The sequence below is a fragment of the Streptomyces sp. NPDC107550 genome (genome assembly GCF_055639095.1).
Window position 1 is genome coordinate 91,194 of the sequence record NZ_JBVKBC010000018.1, and the last position, 17,276, is coordinate 108,469.

The window sequence follows — 17,276 nt, forward strand, 5'->3', positions numbered from 1 at the left end:
GGTGCGGTGGGGGAGCGGAGGAGAGGGCGGTCAGATCTGTACGCAGACGTTGACCGGCTCGGAGAAGAAGTCGAGGGAGTACTCGCCGCCCTCACGGCCGATGCCGGAGTCCTTGATCCCGCCGAAGGGGGTGCGCAGGTCGCGCAGGTTCCAGCAGTTGACCCAGACGATGCCGTTCTCCAGGCGGGGCGCGACGCGGTGGGCGCGGGACAGGTCGCGGGTCCACACGGTCGCGGCGAGCCCGTACCGGCTGTCGTTGGCGAGCGCGACCGCCTCGTCCTCGGTGTCGAAGGGGGCGAGGTGGCAGACCGGCCCGAAGATCTCCTCCTGGACGGTACGGGCGTGCTGCGGCAGGCCGCTGAGCACGGTCGGTTCGACGTAATAGCCGCCGTCGCGCGCGTCACCGAAGTGCGGGGAGCCGCCGCCCGCGAGGACCGTGGCGCCCTCCTCGACGGCGAGCCGGTAGTAGGACAGCACCTTGTCGCGGTGCTCGGCGGAGATCATCGGGCCGTACCCGGTCAGCGCGCGGGCCCGCTCGGCGAGACGCGCGGCGAACTCCTCGTACACCGGCCGCTCCACGTACACGCGCTCGGTGCACAGGCAGATCTGCCCGGAGTGCGTGAACGAGGAGCGGACCGTGCCCTCGACCGCCGCGTCCAGATCACTGTCCGCGAACACCAACGCGGCGTTCTTGCCGCCGAGTTCGAAGGAGACGGGCGTGATGTGGCGGGCCGCGCCGCGCATGATGGCGGCGCCGGTCGCGGACTCGCCGGTGAACGCGATGGCGTCCACGCCCGGGTGCGTGGTGAGGAACTCGCCCGCGGCGGCCGTGCCGTGGCCGTGCACCAGGTTGAACGCGCCCGCCGGCAGGCCCGCCTCGTCCACGACCCGCGCGAGCAGCGTCGCCGTCGACGGGGTCTCCTCGGACGGCTTGGCGACGACCGCGTTGCCCGCGGCGAGCGCGGGGGCGACCTTCCACGTCAGCAGGAGCAGGGGCAGGTTCCAGGGGGAGACGATCGCCACGACGCCGAGGGGGCGGCGGACCGTGTAGTTCAGGGCCTCGCCCGTGCCGGTGCTCCAGCCGGGGACCGGGGTCGTGTACGCGCGCTCGGGGCGGCCGTAGAGCAGGTCGGCGTAGGCGCGGAAGTTGCCGATGGCGCGGGGGATGTCGACGGTGGCCGCGAGGGTGCGGGGCTTGCCGGTGTCGGCGGTCTCCGCGTCCACGAACTCCTCGAAGCGGGCCTGGATGCCGTCCGCGATCCGGTGCAGGGCCGCCGCCCGCTGCTGTACTCCGGTGGCGCCCCAGGCGCCGGTCAGTGCGGTGCGGGCGGCGGTGACCGCGCGGTCCACCGTCTCCCGGCTCGCCTCCGGGACCCGGCCCCTGACGGTGCCGTCCGCCGGGTCGATCAGGGGGAACGTCGGGGTGCCCGTCTCCCCGCCCTCAAAGGCCCCGCCCACGTAGTGCGCCGCGTCCATCTCAGCCCCTCGCCAGTACGTCCGGTGTCTTGCCGTCACCAGGAGCATGGGGCTGTCGAGATATGCCTGTCTAATACCCATTGCTGCGCCCGCTATAGCCGTATGAACATGCCCCGAGCCCTTGTAGGGGCGCTGCCCCTAAGGGCAGTTGGTCACCTTTCGCCCGGTGGGGGCTGATCGCGCAGTTCCCCGCGCCCCTATCGGGGCACTACGCGTGCGTGGTCACCTGCGGCCCGGTGGTGGGCTGGTCGCGCAGTTCCCCGCGCCCCTTCGGGGCACGACCGTGCGTGTTCATCTGCGGGTGTGTGGGGCTTCTCGCGCAGTTCCCCGCGCCCCTGAAGCATGCACTTCGTGCAGCTTCCCCTCTGGGAAGCGGGGCTTCGCCCCTGCTTCCCCCGATGGAGGCGGCGACGCAGTCGCCCCTCCCGCACCCCCCGGGGGGAGGGTGCGACGCAGTCGCCCCTCCAGGGGCGCGGGGAACTGCGCGATCAGCCACGACGAGAGTCGAGGATCACGACCACGGGCAGGCCCACTCACCCAGGGGCGCGGGGAACTGCGCGATCAGCCACGACGCGCGTCGAGGATCCCCACCGGCCGGAGCCACCCACCCACCTAGGGGGCGCGGGGAACTGCGCACAGCCGGCGCTGCAATGGGCCCGCGCTGAAAGAGCTTGCGTCAGGAATCCGCCGCCAGCGCCAGCGCCACCGTACGGAGCATGTCCAACATGGCCACCCCCGCAGGGCTGAGCGCCCGATCCTTCACATACGTGACCCCCACCCGATGCCCGATCGGATCAAGGGACACCGGCAACGCGGTGAGCCGCGGATCGTCCTGCCCGATGAGCGCCGGCAACACCCCCACCACCGCGTTGTCGATCAACATCTGCCGCACCGCGAGGAAAGACGTGCACTCCACCCGATTCTCCGGCAACCGGATCCCGTTCCGAGCGAAGTGCGCCTCAAGCTCCCCCCGAAGCGCCGTCTCCGTCCCGGGCAGGATCCACGGATAGTCCATGAGCGCGGCCAGCGTCAGATCGTCCCGCCCGACCAGCGGGTTGTCGCTGCCGACGACGACCCGTACGGACTCGTCGTACAGATTCTCCCGTACGACGCTGTCGTTGGAGTCGGCCGTGAGCCGCCCCACGACGAGGTCGGTGCGCCCCGCTTCGAGGTCGACGAGCAGCGACTCGGGCGTGGCCTCCCGTACGACGACCGTCAGCAGCGGATGCGCGTCCTTGAGCCGGGACACGGCCCGCGGCAGCAGCAGGTTCGAGCCGGCCAGATGCGTGCCGACGACGACCGTGCCCCGGTCCGCGTCGGCCAGCTCGGTCACGTGCCGGGCCGCCTGCGTGAGCTGCGCCAGCGCCGCCCGCGCGTGCTCGGTGAACGCCGTGCCGAACACCGTCGGCGTGATCCCGCGCGGCCCCCGCTCGTACAGCGGCACCCCGAGGATCGCCTCGAGATCGCGCAGGCTCCGCGTCACGACGGGCTGCGTGACGTGCAGCGCGGCGGCGGCGCCCACGACGCTGCCCTGCTCGGACAGCACGTCGGCGAGGATCAGATGGCGCAGCTTCAGCCGCCCGTCGAGAAGGCGAGGTAGGTCCACGCCCGGACCCTATAGCCGCTCCCCGCCGCCTGGGAAGGAAGCCATGACCGGGCGGGCATACGTCGAGGCGGAACAGGTATTGGCGCGCCCCGCGACCGCTCGGCACCATCACGGGCAGACGCCGGGCCCGCGCCCGCACGCCCGCACCCCGGGCGGGTCGCCGCCCCGGCACCGGAACTCAGAGCGGAGAGCCCATGCCCACGCACCGGACCGTGATCACCGGCGGCCACATCCTGTCGATGGACCCCGCCATCGGCGACCTCCCCGGCGGCGCCCTGCTCATCGAGGACGGCAGGATCGCGGCCATCGCGGGCGACGCCGCCGACTTCGCCGGGCACGACGCCGAAGTCATCGACGCGAAGGGCGGGTTCGTCCTTCCCGGCATGGTCGACAGCCACCGCCACACCTGGCTGTCGCTGCTGCGCGCGGGCGCCGCCGACCAGTCGCTCCTGGAGTTCCTCGCGGCCACCTTCCACGGCACGGGCGCGATCCTCGGCGCCGACGACCTCGGCACGGCGACCCTCGTCGGCGCCCTCGAGGCCCTGGACAGCGGCGTCACCACCATCCTGGACTGCTGCGACTGCGTGAACAGCCCGGACCACGCCCGCGCCGCCGTCGCCGCGCTGCGCGCCTCCGGCATTCGCTCCCTGTACGCGTACGGCATGCAGGAGTACGACTACCGGCCCCGCGCCTTCGCCGCGCACGCCGACCGGCTGCGCGACGCCCGCGCCCTGCGCGCCGAACTCTTCGCGGACGGCGGCGACTTGTCGCGGATGGCGATGCTGCTCAGCGACTTCGGCACCGTGCCGTTCGAGGCGAGCGCCGCTGAGTTCCGCCTCGCCGCCGAACTGGACGTGCTCACCGCCTCGCACACGGGCGCCGCCACCGGTTCCGTACTCCTGCGCGGGCTGCGGGAGCTGGACGACCACGGGCTGTTGCGCCCCGGCCATCTGCACATCCACTGCCCGGCCCTGAACGACGCCGAGTGGGAGCTGGTCGCCCGTACCGGGGGCCGCGTCACCATCGCGCCCGAGACCGAGATGCAGATGGGCATGGGGATACCCCCGTTCCGCGCCGCCCTCGACCACGGTCTCGAACCGGCCGTCAGCACCGACATCGTCGCGGTCGGCTCCGGTGACCTGTTCTCGCAGATGCGGCTCGGGCTCCAGACGCAGCGCTGCCTCGACCACGACGCCGTGCACCGGCGCGGCACGATGCCGGCGACGGTCGGGCTCGGCGTGCGCGACGCGCTGACCTGGGGCACCCGCAACGGCGCGCGGGCGCTCGGCCTGGACGCGGAGGTCGGTTCGCTGACGCCCGGCAAGCGCGCCGACGTCATCGTCGTCTCCGACACCCGTCACCTCGTGCGCTCCAGCAACCCGGCGGGTTCCGTGGTGCTCCAGTGCACGGCGGCCGACGTGGACACGGTCCTGGTCGGCGGCGAGGTCCGCAAGCGCGACGGGCGGCTCGTCGGCCATGACCTCGCCGCCCTGCGGGTCCGCGCCGGCGCCGCGCTCGACCGTATCGAGGCCGCCCGCGCGGACCAGCCGCAGCACGGCCCGCAGGAGATCAGCCAGTGGTTCGCGCAGGCCGAACGCGCCGCCTGCGTCCACTTCGCCGCCGCCTACGCCGAGGACCACACGGCCCGCTGACCCGCCCGCACGACACGGTGGGGCCCGGCACGCCGCCGCATGCCGGGCCCCACGAACAAGTAGATGCGGTACGGGAGTTCAGCCCGTCCCGCGTACGAGCGCGACCGCCCGCGTGAACAACTCCGTGTCCGGGTCGCCGAGATCGAGGAACACGTCGTAGTGATGGCGGTCCGGCACCACGAGCAGATCCGTGTCCGCGTGCCGCCCCCACGCCCCGGCGAACTCCGCGCTCTGCGCGAGGAATCCGGACCCGTCGTGCTCGGCGACCGCCACCACCGCCCGCGGGGCCTTCCCCGGCGGCGGCGCGGGCGCGAGCAGCGGACTGAGCGCGGCGGCCCGTGAACTGTCCAGGCCGAGCCACGCGTTGGCGAACGAGTCGACGAGCGGGCGCAGGTCGAACAGGCCGCTGATCGGCAGTCCCGCCTTCACCGCGTCGTCCGGCAGCCCGAGCGCCGCCTGCCAGCCGCCGCTCATCGCGGCCGCCGCGAGATGCCCGCCCGCCGAACTCCCCGCCACCACCAGGCGATCCGGGTCGAGCCCGTGGGCGGGCCCGTGCCGGTGCACCCAGGCGACGGCGGCCCTGACCTGCCGCACGATCTCCTCCAGGGGCGCGGCCGGGGAGAGCGTGTAGTCGGGCACGACCGTGGCGATCCCCGCGCCGGCCATCGCCCGCGCCATGAACGCCGTGTCGTGGCGCGACAGCGCCCGCCAGTACCCGCCGTGCACGACGAGCAGCACGGGCCGCGGCCCGGGGCCCGTGCCCCACACGTCGAGGCGTTCCCCCGACCGCTCGTCGTAGCCGATCCCGCCCTGCCCCGGCAGTCCCCGTACGGCCTCCTCCGAGCGCGCGCGGTAGGCGGCGAGGGTCCGGTCGAAGACCTCGGGCGGCACGCTCAGACGGACGTTGTACGCGGCGTCCGTACGCGGATCGGACACGGCGCGCCTCAGCGCTCGCCGGCCGGGGCGAGCGCGCGGATCTCCTCGGCGACGACCCCGGGGGAGTCGAGCGTCGGGAAGTGCGTCGGGCCGCCGACCGCCCGGTAGGAGAACCAGGGGTGCGCGGCGTGGAAGTCGTCCTGCGCCCGCGCGTACCCGGGCGCGGTCGGCTGCGAGAACAGGTGGCGCACCGGGCGGGTCTCCTTCAGCGCCGCCATCCGCTCCAGCGGCGAGCCCCACGTGCGGTACGCGTCCGCGATGACCCGGCACGAGCGCGCCCACATCTCGTAGTCGAACGCGGCCATCTCCTCGTCCAGATGGCGCCGCACGAGCGGGTGGCCGCTGTCGCCGATCCACACGTCGAACAGGGCGTTCCGCGCCTCCCGCCAGTGCTCCGGGTCCTGGCTCGCCTCCAGTCCCGCGAGGAAGTCGGCGCCGGCCGGCGTCATGATCCAGTCGATGACGGCGACGCGCGGGACGCGGGCCGTGCCGAGCCGGTCCGCGATCTCCACGTTGGCCCAGCCGCCGTGCGAGGTGGACACCGGCAGGAAGCGGTCCACACCGAGCCGGCCGAGGACGGCGATCACGTCGTCGGCCTGCTCCCGGTAGCCGAAGTCGGCGACGGGCGTGCGGTCCTCGCCGTGCCCGCGCCAGTCGATCCGTACGACGCGGTGGGTGTCGGTGAGCAGCGGCACGAGCGGGTCGAACAGGCGGTGGTCCTGACACCACCCGCTGAGCAGGACGACGACCGGGCGCGCCGGGTCGCCGTGCAGGTCGTAGGTGAGCGGACGGCCGTCGATCACGGCCGTCTCGAGCCTGGAGGTAGCCATCGGGAGCGCCTTTCACGTGCCGCGCGTCCGCCCCACGCGTACGCGCCGAGGCCCATCCTCACCAGCCCGGCCATGTGTGTCGAATGCCGTTTCGGGGTGCGGCCATGCCCCGGCGGGCATGGGTCCAGGCCCCTGCCCCGACCCCTCCCTTTTCTGCCCCGCCGAAATCCCCGTACGCCCCGAAATGCCTCCGGTGTCTTTTTCGGTGCCGTACGGAAAAGTGAACGCGGCGGTTTCCGAATCGCCGTCACGTCCCCACAAGTAATTCACATTTCAGCGGTAACGCCGCAGACCAGAGGGGGTGCCACTGCTGTCAAGCGGTGTGCCTGTCACAATTCACCGGCACACTGAACCGCTTTTCGACCGGTCGGCGTGGTCGCCGGTGACACCTTTTACGCCGCAGCTCTTGGGGGAATTCATGACGCGCAGATGGCCACTCATCACCACGATCGCCGTATTGGCCGTCGCCCTGGCCTTCGTCGTCGTCCAGCTCGTCCGCGGCAAGGGCTCGGGCGCCGACGAGGAGGCGGCACGGCCGGCCGCCTCGACCACCCCGGCCGCGGGCGCGACCGGCGCGGCGGAGGGCCTCGGCTGGTGGCCGCTGCACCGCTCCGGCACCGCCCGCACCGGCGAGCACGACGCGATCACCGTCGGCGGCACCCGCTGGGTCGCGGGCCCGCAGGGCGGCGCCCTGCGCCTGGACGGCACCGACGGCTACGCCGACACCGGCACCCGCCTCGACACCGCGCACAAGGACTACTCCGTCGCCGTCCGCGTCCGCCTCGACGCCAAGGGCATGGACGGCATGCACACCGCGCTGTCCCAGGACGGCGAGCGGTTCAGCACCTTCTTCCTCCAGTACTCGGGCGCCGACGGGAACTTCGCGTTCAGCTTCGCCGGGGCCCGCACCGTCGCCGACACCGCCGACGCGCCCCGCCCCGGCCGCTGGTACCACCTCACCGGCACCTACCGCCAGAGCGACCACCGCATGCGGATCTACGTGGACGGCCGCCTCGCCGGCAGCCGCGTCGCCCGCAGCACGGTGAAGCCGACCGGGACCGTCGTCGCCGGGCGCGGCAAGTTCAAGGGCAAGGCCGTCGACCCCTGGCACGGCGACCTCTCCGACGTCCACGTCTACGACCGGCTGCTCGGCCCCCGCGAGGTCGCCGCGCTCAGCGCGCACGAACCCCGCTGATCCGGCGTCCCCGTACCGCTTCCGCTTCCGCATCCGCCGCCGCCCCGGGCCGCCGCGCGCCGCACACCAAGCGCACGGCCCGTCCGGGGCGGCGCGCCCCCCGCACCCCACTGCACCGCACCCCCGCACCGCACCCACCGACCACCGGAGAGGAAGGCCCTTGACGGCCGGCGCTTCGAGCGAGGACCGCATACCGCGCCCCCGCACCCCCTGCGACCCCCACGACCCCGAGCCGCAGCGGCCCGACGCGTTCCTGCGCGCGCTCTACGACTTCCACGGCAGCGCCCTGCTCCGGTTCGCCGCCCGCCGCCTCGAAGGCGACTGGCACCGCGCCGAGGACGCCCTCCAGGAAGTCGCCATCCGCGCCTGGCGGCACTCCGGGGAACTCGACCCGACCACCGACGCCGTACGCCCCTGGCTCTACACCGCGCTGCGCAACCTCGTCATCGACGGCCACCGCGCCCGCCAGGCCCGGCCGCCCGAGAGCGGCGACGCCGAACTCGTCCACCTGCCGGTCTCCGACGGCGTCGACCACGTCCTCACCTCCCGGGTCCTTGTCGACGCGCTGCGCGACCTGCGCCCGGCCCAGCGCGAAGTCCTGCTGCACGTCCACTACATGGGCCGCAGCGTCGACCAGACCGCCCGCCTCCTCGGCGTCCCGCCCGGCACCGTCAAGTCCCGTACGTACTACGCGGCCCGCGCCCTGCGCGAAGCGCTGCACAACCGGGGCCTGACCGCGGGCGGCGCGGACCGGGAGGCCGGCTGACCCGCACCGGCCGCCGGCTGTCACCCCGCGCGCCCCGCGTGCCGCGCCACCTCGACGCCGAGCGGACCGGTGTCGAGCGCGCCGTCCTCCGTGATCCGCCAGCGCCAGCCCGTGGGCGCCTCGCCGATCACCAGGAGGGCGTCCCCGCGCCGCAGCCCCGCCAGCACCCCGTCCCGGCGCGGCAGTTGGGACGCCTCCACGACGAACAGGTGCGGCGCCTCCCCGCGTACCGCCGTCGTGCTGCTGCCCTCGATCAGCCGGAAGATCTGCGTCACGTCCGGCGCGCCCGGCACCGGCGTCCCGCCCGCCGACGCGACCGTGGCGAACGCCTCCTCCAGGCTCGCCGCGCCGTGCAGCCGCGAGGTCCGCGCCTCGTCGCCGCCGAGCAGGGTGCCGCCGGCGAGCGAACCGACCAGGGTGACCTCCGCGAGCGCGCCCACCGGTCCGGCCAGCGCCTCCACGACCACGGCCCGGGCCAGCGCCCGCACCTCCCGTTCCGGCCCGGTCAGCGACACCGGCCCCGCGGCCCGCGACAGATCGACCAGCACCCGGTCGGCGCCGTCGTACCCGACCGTCACCGTCATCGTGTACGGCAGCGCCGGCTCGCCCTCGGGGCCCGGCCGGTGCAGATCGTCCGGCGCGATCGTCCAGCGCTCCCCGTCCGCCTCCACGGCCCACGGCGCCGGGGCGTCCTTCTCGGCCCCGGCGAGCAGCAGCGCCAGCCGCTCCTCGCGGTAGCGCACCGCGTACAGGTCGGGCAGCGCGCGCTCGGACCTGGCGCACTCGCCGGTCAGCCGGCGCAGCCCCGCGTTCACCACGTCCAGCGCCTCCCGGCCCACGACCGCCTCCGCGGTGCCCGCCCGAGCAGGCTTACGGGGCCGCCGCCGCTCGGTGACGACCAGCGCCCCCACGGCCACGGCCAGCGCCAGCCCCAGCACCACGGCCAGGACGTACCAGATCATCTTCCGCTCCTCGCAGCATCACGGGACCGCACCAGCCCCCTCCGTGCCCCTACGTCCGCCTCCCGCATCCGGTTCACCGCGCCGCCCCGAAGGTCCCGCCCCGCTCACAGCCCCGCCCCGCCGTGAACCGTCCGCCGCGGCCTCCCGTAGTCCCCGACGCACCCCCGCACGACCCGCACCGCGACCGCGCCCGACACCGAGCGACCGCGCCCGACACCGACCCGCCGGAGGCCCCCGCCATGACGCTGATGCTGACCGTCGTAGACGAGACCGGCGACGCCTTCGACGTCCACCTCGAAGCGGACCCGGACACCCCCCTCCACGCGGTCGCCCGGACCCTGGCCGCGGCCGCCGGAACCGGCGCGAGCACCCCCGTACCCACGCTGTACACGGGCACGACCCCCCTGCCACCGGACGTGCCCCTGCGGGCGGCGCCACTGCACCACGCGGCGGTCGTCGGCCTGAACCGGCCCACAGGACCCGAGACGCACGCGGGCCCCGCGGGGACGGCCGCCGCCGAACCGGACGGACTCGTCGAACTGCGCACGGCGGGCGGCAGGGGCGCCGGCACGATCCACCGCCTGAACATGGGCGAGTTCCGCATCGGGCTCGGCCGCGACGGCAGCCCCCAGGCGCTGCGCGCCGACCCCGACCTGCCGCTTGCCGTGATCGCCGTGGGCCCCGGCGGGCGCAGCACGATCACCCCGGATGCGGCCGCCGCCGCCACGGGCGTCACCCTCCAACTGGACCGTGAGGACCTCACCGGCCCCACCCCCTGGCTCCCCGGCGCCCAACTCCTGCTCGGCGACTGCCTCCTGGAGCTGGCGCTGCCGCAGAAGCCGGACGCGGCCCTCCAGCCCGCCGATGACGGCACCGGCTGGGACTACAACCGCCCGCCCCGGCTGCGCCCCGCGACCACCGCCACCCGTTTCACCCTGCCCGCACCGCCCCCGCCGCCCGCCGCCCGCCCGCTGCCGTGGATCACGGCCCTCGCCCCGCTGGTCATGGCGGGCGCGGGCGCGCTGGTCTTCGGGCGGATGTCGATGCTCCTGTTCGGCCTGCTCTCACCGGTCGCCATCGTCGGCAACTACGTCATGAGCCGCCGCACCGGCCGCCGCGGACACGCCGAGAGCGTCGCCGCGTACGAGGAGAAAAAAGCCCGTATCGAGGGCGATGCCGCCGCCGCGCTCGCCGCCGAACGCACCGCACGCCGCCGCGGCTTCCCCGACCCCGCCGAGGTCGCGCTCACAGCCGTCGGCCCGCGCCGCAGGCTATGGGAGCGGCGCACCACCGACGCCGACTTCCTCGAACTGCGCGTCGGGACCGCCGACATGGACTCCGACGTCGTCCTCCAGGACCCGACGAAGGACGAGCACCGCCGCGAGGACCCCTGGACGGCGTACGACGTGCCGGTGACCGTGCCGCTGCGCGAGCACGACGTCCTCGGCATCGCGGGCGAGGGCCACGCGGCCCGCGCCGTGGCCCGCTGGGCGGTCGCGCAGGCCGCCGTCCTGCACAGCCCCCGCGACCTCCAGATCCACCTGCTGACCACCGGCGAGGCCGGCCGCGACGGCTGGTCGTGGCTGCGCTGGCTGCCGCACGTGCGCAAGAAGGCCGGCGACACGCCCGCGAGCATCGGCTACGGCACCGAGAGCTGCGCCCGCCGCGTCGCCGAACTCGGCGCCCTCATCGCCGACCGCGCCGCCCGCACCGACCGGCGCGCCCCCGCCGGGCCCGACGTGCTCGTCGTCCTCGACGGCGCCCGCCGGCTGCGCTCCCTGCCCGGCGTCGCCCAGATCCTGCGCGACGGACCCGCCGTGGGCGTCCGCGCACTCTGCCTCGACGCCGAGGAACGGCTGCTGCCCGAGGAGTGCCAGGCCGTCGTCGCCGAGGAGCCCGGCGGCACCCTGCGCGTCGGCCGCTCCGGGCGCGGCACGGTCGGCGGGATCAGGCCCGACGCCGTCTCCCTCGACTGGTGCCGGTCGCTGGCCCGCGCCATGGGCCCGCTGCGCGACCCGGGCGGCGCCGACGAGGAGGCCGCCGTGCTGCCGGGCGCCGCGCGGCTGCTCGACGTCCTCGCGCTCGACCCGCCGCACGCCGACGCCATCCGCACGCGCTGGGCCGCCGGGGGCCGCTCCACCCGGGCCGCCGTCGGCGTCTCCCTCGACGGCCCCTTCCACCTCGACCTCAAGCGGGACGGGCCGCACGGCCTGGTCGCCGGCACCACCGGCTCCGGCAAGTCCGAACTGCTCCAGACGCTCGTCGCGTCCCTCGCCGTCGCCAACCGCCCCGACGCCATGACGTTCGTCCTCGTCGACTACAAGGGCGGCTCCGCGTTCAAGGACTGCGTGGACCTGCCGCACACCGTCGGCATGGTCACCGACCTCGACGCCCACCTCGTGGAGCGCGCCCTCGTCTCGCTGACGGCCGAACTCACGCGCCGCGAACACCTGTTGGCGGCCGCCGGCGCCAAGGACATCGAGGACTACGTCGACCTGCTGGAGCGCGAGCCGCACGCGGGCCGCGCCCCGATGCCCCGGCTCCTCATCGTCATCGACGAGTTCGCCTCGATGGTCCGCGACCTGCCCGACTTCGTGAAGGGCCTCGTCAACATCGCCCAGCGGGGCCGCAGCCTCGGCATCCACCTCATCCTCGCCACCCAGCGCCCCAGCGGCGTCGTCTCCTCCGAGATCCGCGCCAACACCAACCTGCGGATCGCGCTGCGCGTCACCGACGCGGGCGAGAGCCAGGACGTCATCAACTCACCGGAGGCGGCGGCCATTTCGCAGGCCACCCCCGGTCGCGCCTACGTCCGCCTCGGACAGAACTCCCTCGTGCCCTTCCAGTCCGGCCGCGTCGGCGGCCGCCGTCCCGGCTCCGCCGCCGTCGCGCTGCCCGAACCCTGGGCCCTGCCGCTGACCTGGGAACGCCTCGGCGACCCGCTGCCCGCCCGCCCCCGCGCCGCGAGCGCCCCCGCCGAGGTCGAGACCGACCTGACCGGGCTCGTCGCCGCGATCCGCGAGGCCGACCGGCAGCTCGGCCTGCCCGCCCAGCACAGCCCCTGGCTGCCGCCGCTGCCCGACACGCTGGTCGCCGCCGACCTCCCGGCGCCCGCCCCCGGCGACTACGACCTGCCGCCCGTCGCCTACGGCGTCGTCGACCTGCCCGCGCAGCAGGCCCGTACGCCCCTGGTCATCGACCCGGCGACCCTCGGCCACCTGCACATCGTCGGCTCGCCCCGCCAGGGCCGCTCCCAGACCCTGCGCACCATCGCCGGCACCCTCGCCGCCGCCCACAGCCCCGGCAAGCTCCACATGTACGCGATCGACTGCGGCAACGGCGCGCTGCTGCCCCTGGAGGGCCTGCCGCACTGCGGCGCCGTCACCCAGCGCACCCAGCCCGACCGCGTCGCCCGCCTCCTCGCCCGCCTCACCCGCGAACTGACCGCCCGTCAGGAACTGCTTGCGGCACGCGGCAGCGCCGACCTGCCCGAGCTGCGCCGCGCCCTGCCCGAGAGCGAACGCCCGCCGCACATCGTGCTGTTCCTCGACCGCTGGGAGGTCTTCGACAAGCAGCTCGGCGAGTACGACTCCGGCAACCTGCTGGCGTCCGTACTGACCCTGCTGCGCGACGGCGCGAGCGTCGGCATCCACCTGCTGATGACCGGCGACCGGGCGCTGTTCTCCAGCCGCGTCAACGGCTCCACCGAGGACAAGCTCGTCCTCAAGCTCAACGAGAAGTCCGAGTACGGCATGATCGGCATCGCCCAGCGCCACGTACCGGACGAGATCCCGCCGGGCCGAGCCTTCCGCGCCGCCGACAAGGCCGAGACGCAGATCGCGCTCCTCGACGCGCGCCCCGAGGGCCAGGCGCAGGCCGCCGCGCTCCAGCGGATCGCCGCGCACTGCCGCGAACTGGCCGAGCGGCAGCCGCCCCCGCACCGGCCGTTCCGCGTCGACACCCTGCCCGACCACCTCACCTGGGACGAGGCCGTCCACTACGCGCCCGCCGCGCCCGCGTCCCCGCGCTGGGCGCTCGCCGGGATCGGCGGCGACGAACTCGCCGCGTACGGGCCGGACTTCGCGGTGACGCCGACGTTCCTCGTCGCCGGTCCCGCCCGCTCGGGCCGCAGCACGGCCCTCGCCACGCTCGCCGCGTCGCTGCTCGCGTCCGGCACGCCCCTCGTCGTCGGCGCGCCCGTCCGCTCCCCGCTGCGCGACCTCGCCGGACACCCGGGCGTCCTCGCGCTGTACGACGGCACCGACATCGACCCCCTCGCCCTGGAGCAGACGCTCGCGGCGGCGCCCGAGGGGGCCGTCGTCCTCCTCGACGACGCCGACCTGCTGCTGAAGACGCGGGCCGAACCGGTCCTCACGCAGATCGCCAAGTCCGGTACGGAGAACGGCCGGGCGCTGGTGATCTCCGGGCAGACCGACCGGCTCTCCTCCGGGTTCTCCGGCTGGCACACCGAGGCCCGCCGCAACCGCTGCGGCCTGCTCCTCAAGCCGCAGGCCATGAGCGACGGCGACCTCATCGGCGTCAAGGTCCCGCGCGGCCGGCTCGGCGCGAGCCGCCCCGGACGGGCCATCCTGCACCTGGGCGACGGGGTCCTGCGCACGGTCCAGGTCCCGGAGACGACGGCCGCGCCACCGACAGCGCCCTGAGGCGCCGGCGCCCGGCAACTCCCGTCTTGCGTGCGGGGGTTGCCGGGCGCGGGTCCTGACCGTCAGGCGGGGTCGCTCAGGTGGTGCCGGGCAGATAACTCCCGTCCCGCGCCGGGGGAATCGCGTGGCCCCCGTACGCGGCAGTCCCGTAGATCAGCCCGCCGACGCCGAGGAGGAACCCGGCGACGTCGGGCCGCGACCAGCGTGCGGTGATCCCCAACAATCCCGCAATCGTCGGCAGTTGCATGGTCTGCGGACGGAACCGCAGCAGGGCGCCCACGGTGTTGCCGATGCCCGTGGTGAGCGCGCCGAGCGGGTTCTTCGGCACCTGCGCCAGCCAGGCGTAGTCGTCGATCTTCGAGCCGATGCCCTTGACGGCGTTCACGATGTCGCCGGGCAGGTTCTTGAAGTCGTTGACGGCGATCCGGATGTTGCGCGGGACCGTCTTGAACGCGCCGGGGATGGTCTTGATCTCGCTCGGGATGTTCTTGAGCAGCGCCCCGATCCCCGACCCGGCCTTCGCTATCGCGCCCGCGCCGAGCCCGAGCCCGATCACGCTGAGCACGATGTCGAGAGGGTCCCATTCGCCGGTCTCCGCGCTCTTGGCGATGTTGATGCCGAACGCGGCCGCGCTGAACGCGAAACTCCCGATCGTCAGCGCGAGCCCCAGCCCCTGCAACCCCGGGACGAGCATGGCGAGCACGCCGAGCACCCCGCCGATGATCCCGAACGCCAGACTGAGCTTGTCGCGGATCTTCTCCCACAGGCTCTTGCCCGCGACCGCCTCGTCCCGCGCCTCGTCGAGCGCCCGCGCCGCCACCAGCGCGTCGTCCTCCCGCACCTCCCGCGCGTCCTGCGCGAGCAGCCGGGCCGCGTCCAGGTCCGACTGCGCGTCGTCCACGTCCCGTTGCCCGAGCGACCTGCGGTGCTCCGCCTCGTCCAGCGAACGCCGCACGCTGCGCCGCGTCGCCTCGTCGTCCGGCGCGGGCGCCGCCGCGTCAAGCCGCCCGATGTCGGCACCGGCGGCGCGCACGACCTCGCTCGCCGCGTCCAGCCGCTTCTTCGCGGCGCGCCCCTCGGCCAGCGCGTTGTCCGCCTTGCGCTGCATGTCCTGGAGCGAGTGGACGTACGTGGTCAGCGCGCTCGCCGCCTGGTCGTACGAGCTGTGCAGCTTACGTACCTGCTCGGCCAGGTCACCGAGCTTGTCGCGGAGCTTCTCCATCGACTTGCCCTCGCCCGCCTGCTGGTTCTCCAGCCGCGTCACGAGCGGCAGCGCCGAACCCGCGTCGTCGGCCACCGACCGGTAGCTCCGGGCGAGCTTGGCGAGGACATCGGCGTCACCGGGGGTCGGGTCGTCGTCGAACCCGAAGACCTCCTGCCAGTCGCTCAGCGCAGGCCGTGCCATGACATCCCCCTCACTTTCCCGCGCCGGCGCCGTCGTCGCCCCGTACGGAGCTGTCCCGTACGGGGTTGTTCCGTACGGGGTTGTCCTCGAAGCGGAAGGACTCCGCGATGGCGTCGAAGACCTCGTAGAACTGCTCCGCCAGCCGCACGTTCGGCGTCGAACTCGCCAGCACCAGATAGTCCCGGCTGTGCGGTACGGGGATCAGGGTGTGCCGCGTCGCCGTCGGCACGCGCCGCCCCTTGACGTCGACCTCCTCGATGCGCGTGATCCGTCCCACGGCCCCGACGCCGGGCAGATCGACCATCTCCACCTCGCCCACCGGCAGCCCCGTGCCCTCCGCGTCGGCGCCGACCTGGAGCGCCGCCGCGATGACGAGGTCGGACAGCTCCTCCGACTCGTGCTCGGGGACGGACACCCGCAGCACGAGCGTCGTCGCGCTGAGCACGAGCGGCCCGTCCCCGGTGCCGAGGACGCGCAGCATGCCGGCGGCCTGGAGGGCGCCCTGCGCGTGGGCGTCCCGCGCGGTACGCCGGCTCGCGCGCACCAGCTCGTCCACCTGCGCGCGTGACAACTGCGGCACGTTCTCGACCTGCGCCTCGACAGCGCGCTTGAGGGCGGCGTCGCGGGTGGCGGGGTCGAGATCGAGGTGCCACCAGGACCCGGGGAAGCGCAGCCGGTACCGGTGCGGGGCGCCGAGGACGTCGCCGGCGCTCACGCGTCCTTCTCCAACGCCTGGGCGCTCTCGTCGTCCGTCGACGTGAAGTTCTCGGCGATCTTGTCGGTGTTCTCCGTGAACACCTTCACGTTGTCGGCGACCTTCTCGTGCCCGGCGACCCACGCCTTGTCGAAGCCGTCGAGGGCGGAGGCGAGCGTGGAGTCCCCGACGACGCTCTTGAACGAGTCGGCGTCGTCGGCCGCGTGATACAGCGTCGCGGAGTTCCCGATCAGCTCGCCGATGTGCTCCAGCTCGGCGGCGGTGTCCTTCAGATCCTGCACGGGCACGCTGATGCGCCCCATCCCGGCTTCCCCTCACTCTTTCCTGCGCCTGCTGATTCCTGCCCGCCCGCTTGTCCTACGGCGCGCCGGCTCCGTGCCCCGTGGCGGCGGGGCCGGAGCCGGTTCCGTACCGGAGGCGCGCCACCGGCCGGACGTGGGCCGCACTCTCAGCCGATGGACCCGGCGGTCTGGTCGTCGGTGTCGACGAACGCGTCGGCGACCTGCTGAATGAACTCGCTGACGCCCTGCAACCCCTCGATGGCCTTGTCCGTCCCGTTCTTGTACTCCTCCCAGAACGGCCGGAACCTGGTCTCGGACCCCGGCGTCGCGTACGCCGCCTCGACCATCTCCTCCATCTTGGTGTTCGCCTCGTGCAAGCTCTGCTGCATCAGTTCCTTCTGGTGATGCAGCCACGTCGAGGCCTCCCGCATGTCCTCCGGGCTGATCCTGATGTTCCCGTCACCCATGAAGCGCCTCCCTCTCGTCCCGGCCGAGGATCTTCCCCGGCGCACTACGGGGACTACGGAGAGAACGGATCACCGGTTCACACCACCCGGATTCGCCATGATGCGGCTACCGACGAAGCGTTCGACGCGCATCGCATGGACGCCGACACCAGCGGCCACAGCGAGTACTGGGACGAAGGCTCGACGTCGCCCCAGAACCAGGCGAATGTGGTGGTTGGCCGATACAACCGGATGAAAGAAGGCTGATGAACTGCGCACTCGCACGACGTCCACCACGCTGTCCCCGCCGGTCTTGGGCGGGCGCGGCAGCCATCGGTCTCG

The 17,276-nt window shown here is 74.0% G+C and carries 13 protein-coding genes; 4 read left to right on the forward strand and 9 right to left on the reverse strand.

The features are described from left to right. Positions 1-30 precede the first annotated feature (30 nt). Together ACZ7LY_RS23025 and ACZ7LY_RS23030 are read right to left on the reverse strand one after the other, a co-directional pair. Positions 31-1,476, reverse strand: coding sequence for a 2-hydroxymuconic semialdehyde dehydrogenase (locus tag ACZ7LY_RS23025; protein WP_471626542.1), 1,446 nt, complete (start codon positions 1,474-1,476; stop codon positions 31-33). A gap of 676 nt (positions 1,477-2,152) precedes the next feature. Beyond that, positions 2,153-3,082 carry a LysR substrate-binding domain-containing protein gene (locus tag ACZ7LY_RS23030; RefSeq protein ID WP_471626543.1) on the reverse strand — a complete coding sequence of 310 codons (930 nt, stop codon included), beginning with the start codon at positions 3,080-3,082 and terminating at the stop codon, positions 2,153-2,155. Positions 3,083-3,276: 194 nt separating this feature from the next. On the opposite strand from ACZ7LY_RS23030, the gene ACZ7LY_RS23035 reads away from it, so the two are divergent. Next, positions 3,277-4,734: an amidohydrolase family protein gene (locus ACZ7LY_RS23035; protein WP_471626544.1), complete on the forward strand. Its 1,458-nt coding sequence runs from the start codon at positions 3,277-3,279 to the stop codon at positions 4,732-4,734. 78 nt (positions 4,735-4,812) lie between these two features. On the opposite strand, the gene ACZ7LY_RS23040 is transcribed toward ACZ7LY_RS23035, so the two are convergent. Next, positions 4,813-5,670 (reverse strand): alpha/beta hydrolase, encoded by an 858-nt coding sequence (locus tag ACZ7LY_RS23040; RefSeq protein WP_471626545.1) that lies wholly within the window; start codon positions 5,668-5,670, stop codon positions 4,813-4,815. An 8-nt stretch (positions 5,671-5,678) separates the two neighbouring features. Further along, positions 5,679-6,500 carry an alpha/beta fold hydrolase gene (locus ACZ7LY_RS23045; protein WP_471626546.1) on the reverse strand — a complete coding sequence of 274 codons (822 nt, stop codon included), beginning with the start codon at positions 6,498-6,500 and terminating at the stop codon, positions 5,679-5,681. A 418-nt stretch (positions 6,501-6,918) separates the two neighbouring features. On the opposite strand from ACZ7LY_RS23045, the gene ACZ7LY_RS23050 reads away from it, so the two are divergent. After that, the gene (locus ACZ7LY_RS23050; RefSeq protein WP_471626547.1) at positions 6,919-7,695 is read left to right on the forward strand and encodes a LamG domain-containing protein; all 777 of its coding nucleotides are present in this window, start codon (positions 6,919-6,921) and stop codon (positions 7,693-7,695) included. A gap of 160 nt (positions 7,696-7,855) precedes the next feature. Continuing rightward, positions 7,856-8,461: a sigma-70 family RNA polymerase sigma factor gene (locus ACZ7LY_RS23055; protein ID WP_471626548.1), complete on the forward strand. Its 606-nt coding sequence runs from the start codon at positions 7,856-7,858 to the stop codon at positions 8,459-8,461. 20 nt (positions 8,462-8,481) lie between these two features. Here the strand turns inward: ACZ7LY_RS23055 and ACZ7LY_RS23060 are convergent, their stop codons facing one another. Next, positions 8,482-9,423 (reverse strand): hypothetical protein, encoded by a 942-nt coding sequence (locus ACZ7LY_RS23060; protein WP_471626549.1) that lies wholly within the window; start codon positions 9,421-9,423, stop codon positions 8,482-8,484. A 239-nt stretch (positions 9,424-9,662) separates the two neighbouring features. Here ACZ7LY_RS23060 and ACZ7LY_RS23065 point away from each other — a divergent pair, with 239 nt between their 5' ends. Then, on the forward strand, positions 9,663-14,087 hold the full coding sequence (locus ACZ7LY_RS23065; protein ID WP_471626550.1) for an FtsK/SpoIIIE domain-containing protein: 4,425 nt from the start codon (positions 9,663-9,665) through the stop codon (positions 14,085-14,087). A gap of 76 nt (positions 14,088-14,163) precedes the next feature. Here the strand turns inward: ACZ7LY_RS23065 and ACZ7LY_RS23070 are convergent, their stop codons facing one another. The 4 genes from ACZ7LY_RS23070 to ACZ7LY_RS23085 form a co-directional block, all read right to left on the reverse strand. Further along, positions 14,164-15,492, reverse strand: coding sequence for a hypothetical protein (locus ACZ7LY_RS23070; protein WP_471626551.1), 1,329 nt, complete (start codon positions 15,490-15,492; stop codon positions 14,164-14,166). Positions 15,493-15,502: 10 nt separating this feature from the next. Continuing rightward, on the reverse strand, positions 15,503-16,207 hold the full coding sequence (locus ACZ7LY_RS23075) for a hypothetical protein (protein WP_471626552.1): 705 nt from the start codon (positions 16,205-16,207) through the stop codon (positions 15,503-15,505). Next, the gene (locus ACZ7LY_RS23080) at positions 16,204-16,509 is read right to left on the reverse strand and encodes a hypothetical protein (protein ID WP_471626553.1); all 306 of its coding nucleotides are present in this window, start codon (positions 16,507-16,509) and stop codon (positions 16,204-16,206) included. Before ACZ7LY_RS23080 ends, ACZ7LY_RS23075 begins: the two co-directional genes overlap by 4 nt. A 146-nt stretch (positions 16,510-16,655) precedes the next feature. Continuing rightward, positions 16,656-16,955 (reverse strand): WXG100 family type VII secretion target, encoded by a 300-nt coding sequence (locus ACZ7LY_RS23085; RefSeq protein WP_471626554.1) that lies wholly within the window; start codon positions 16,953-16,955, stop codon positions 16,656-16,658. Positions 16,956-17,276: the final 321 nt, after the last annotated feature.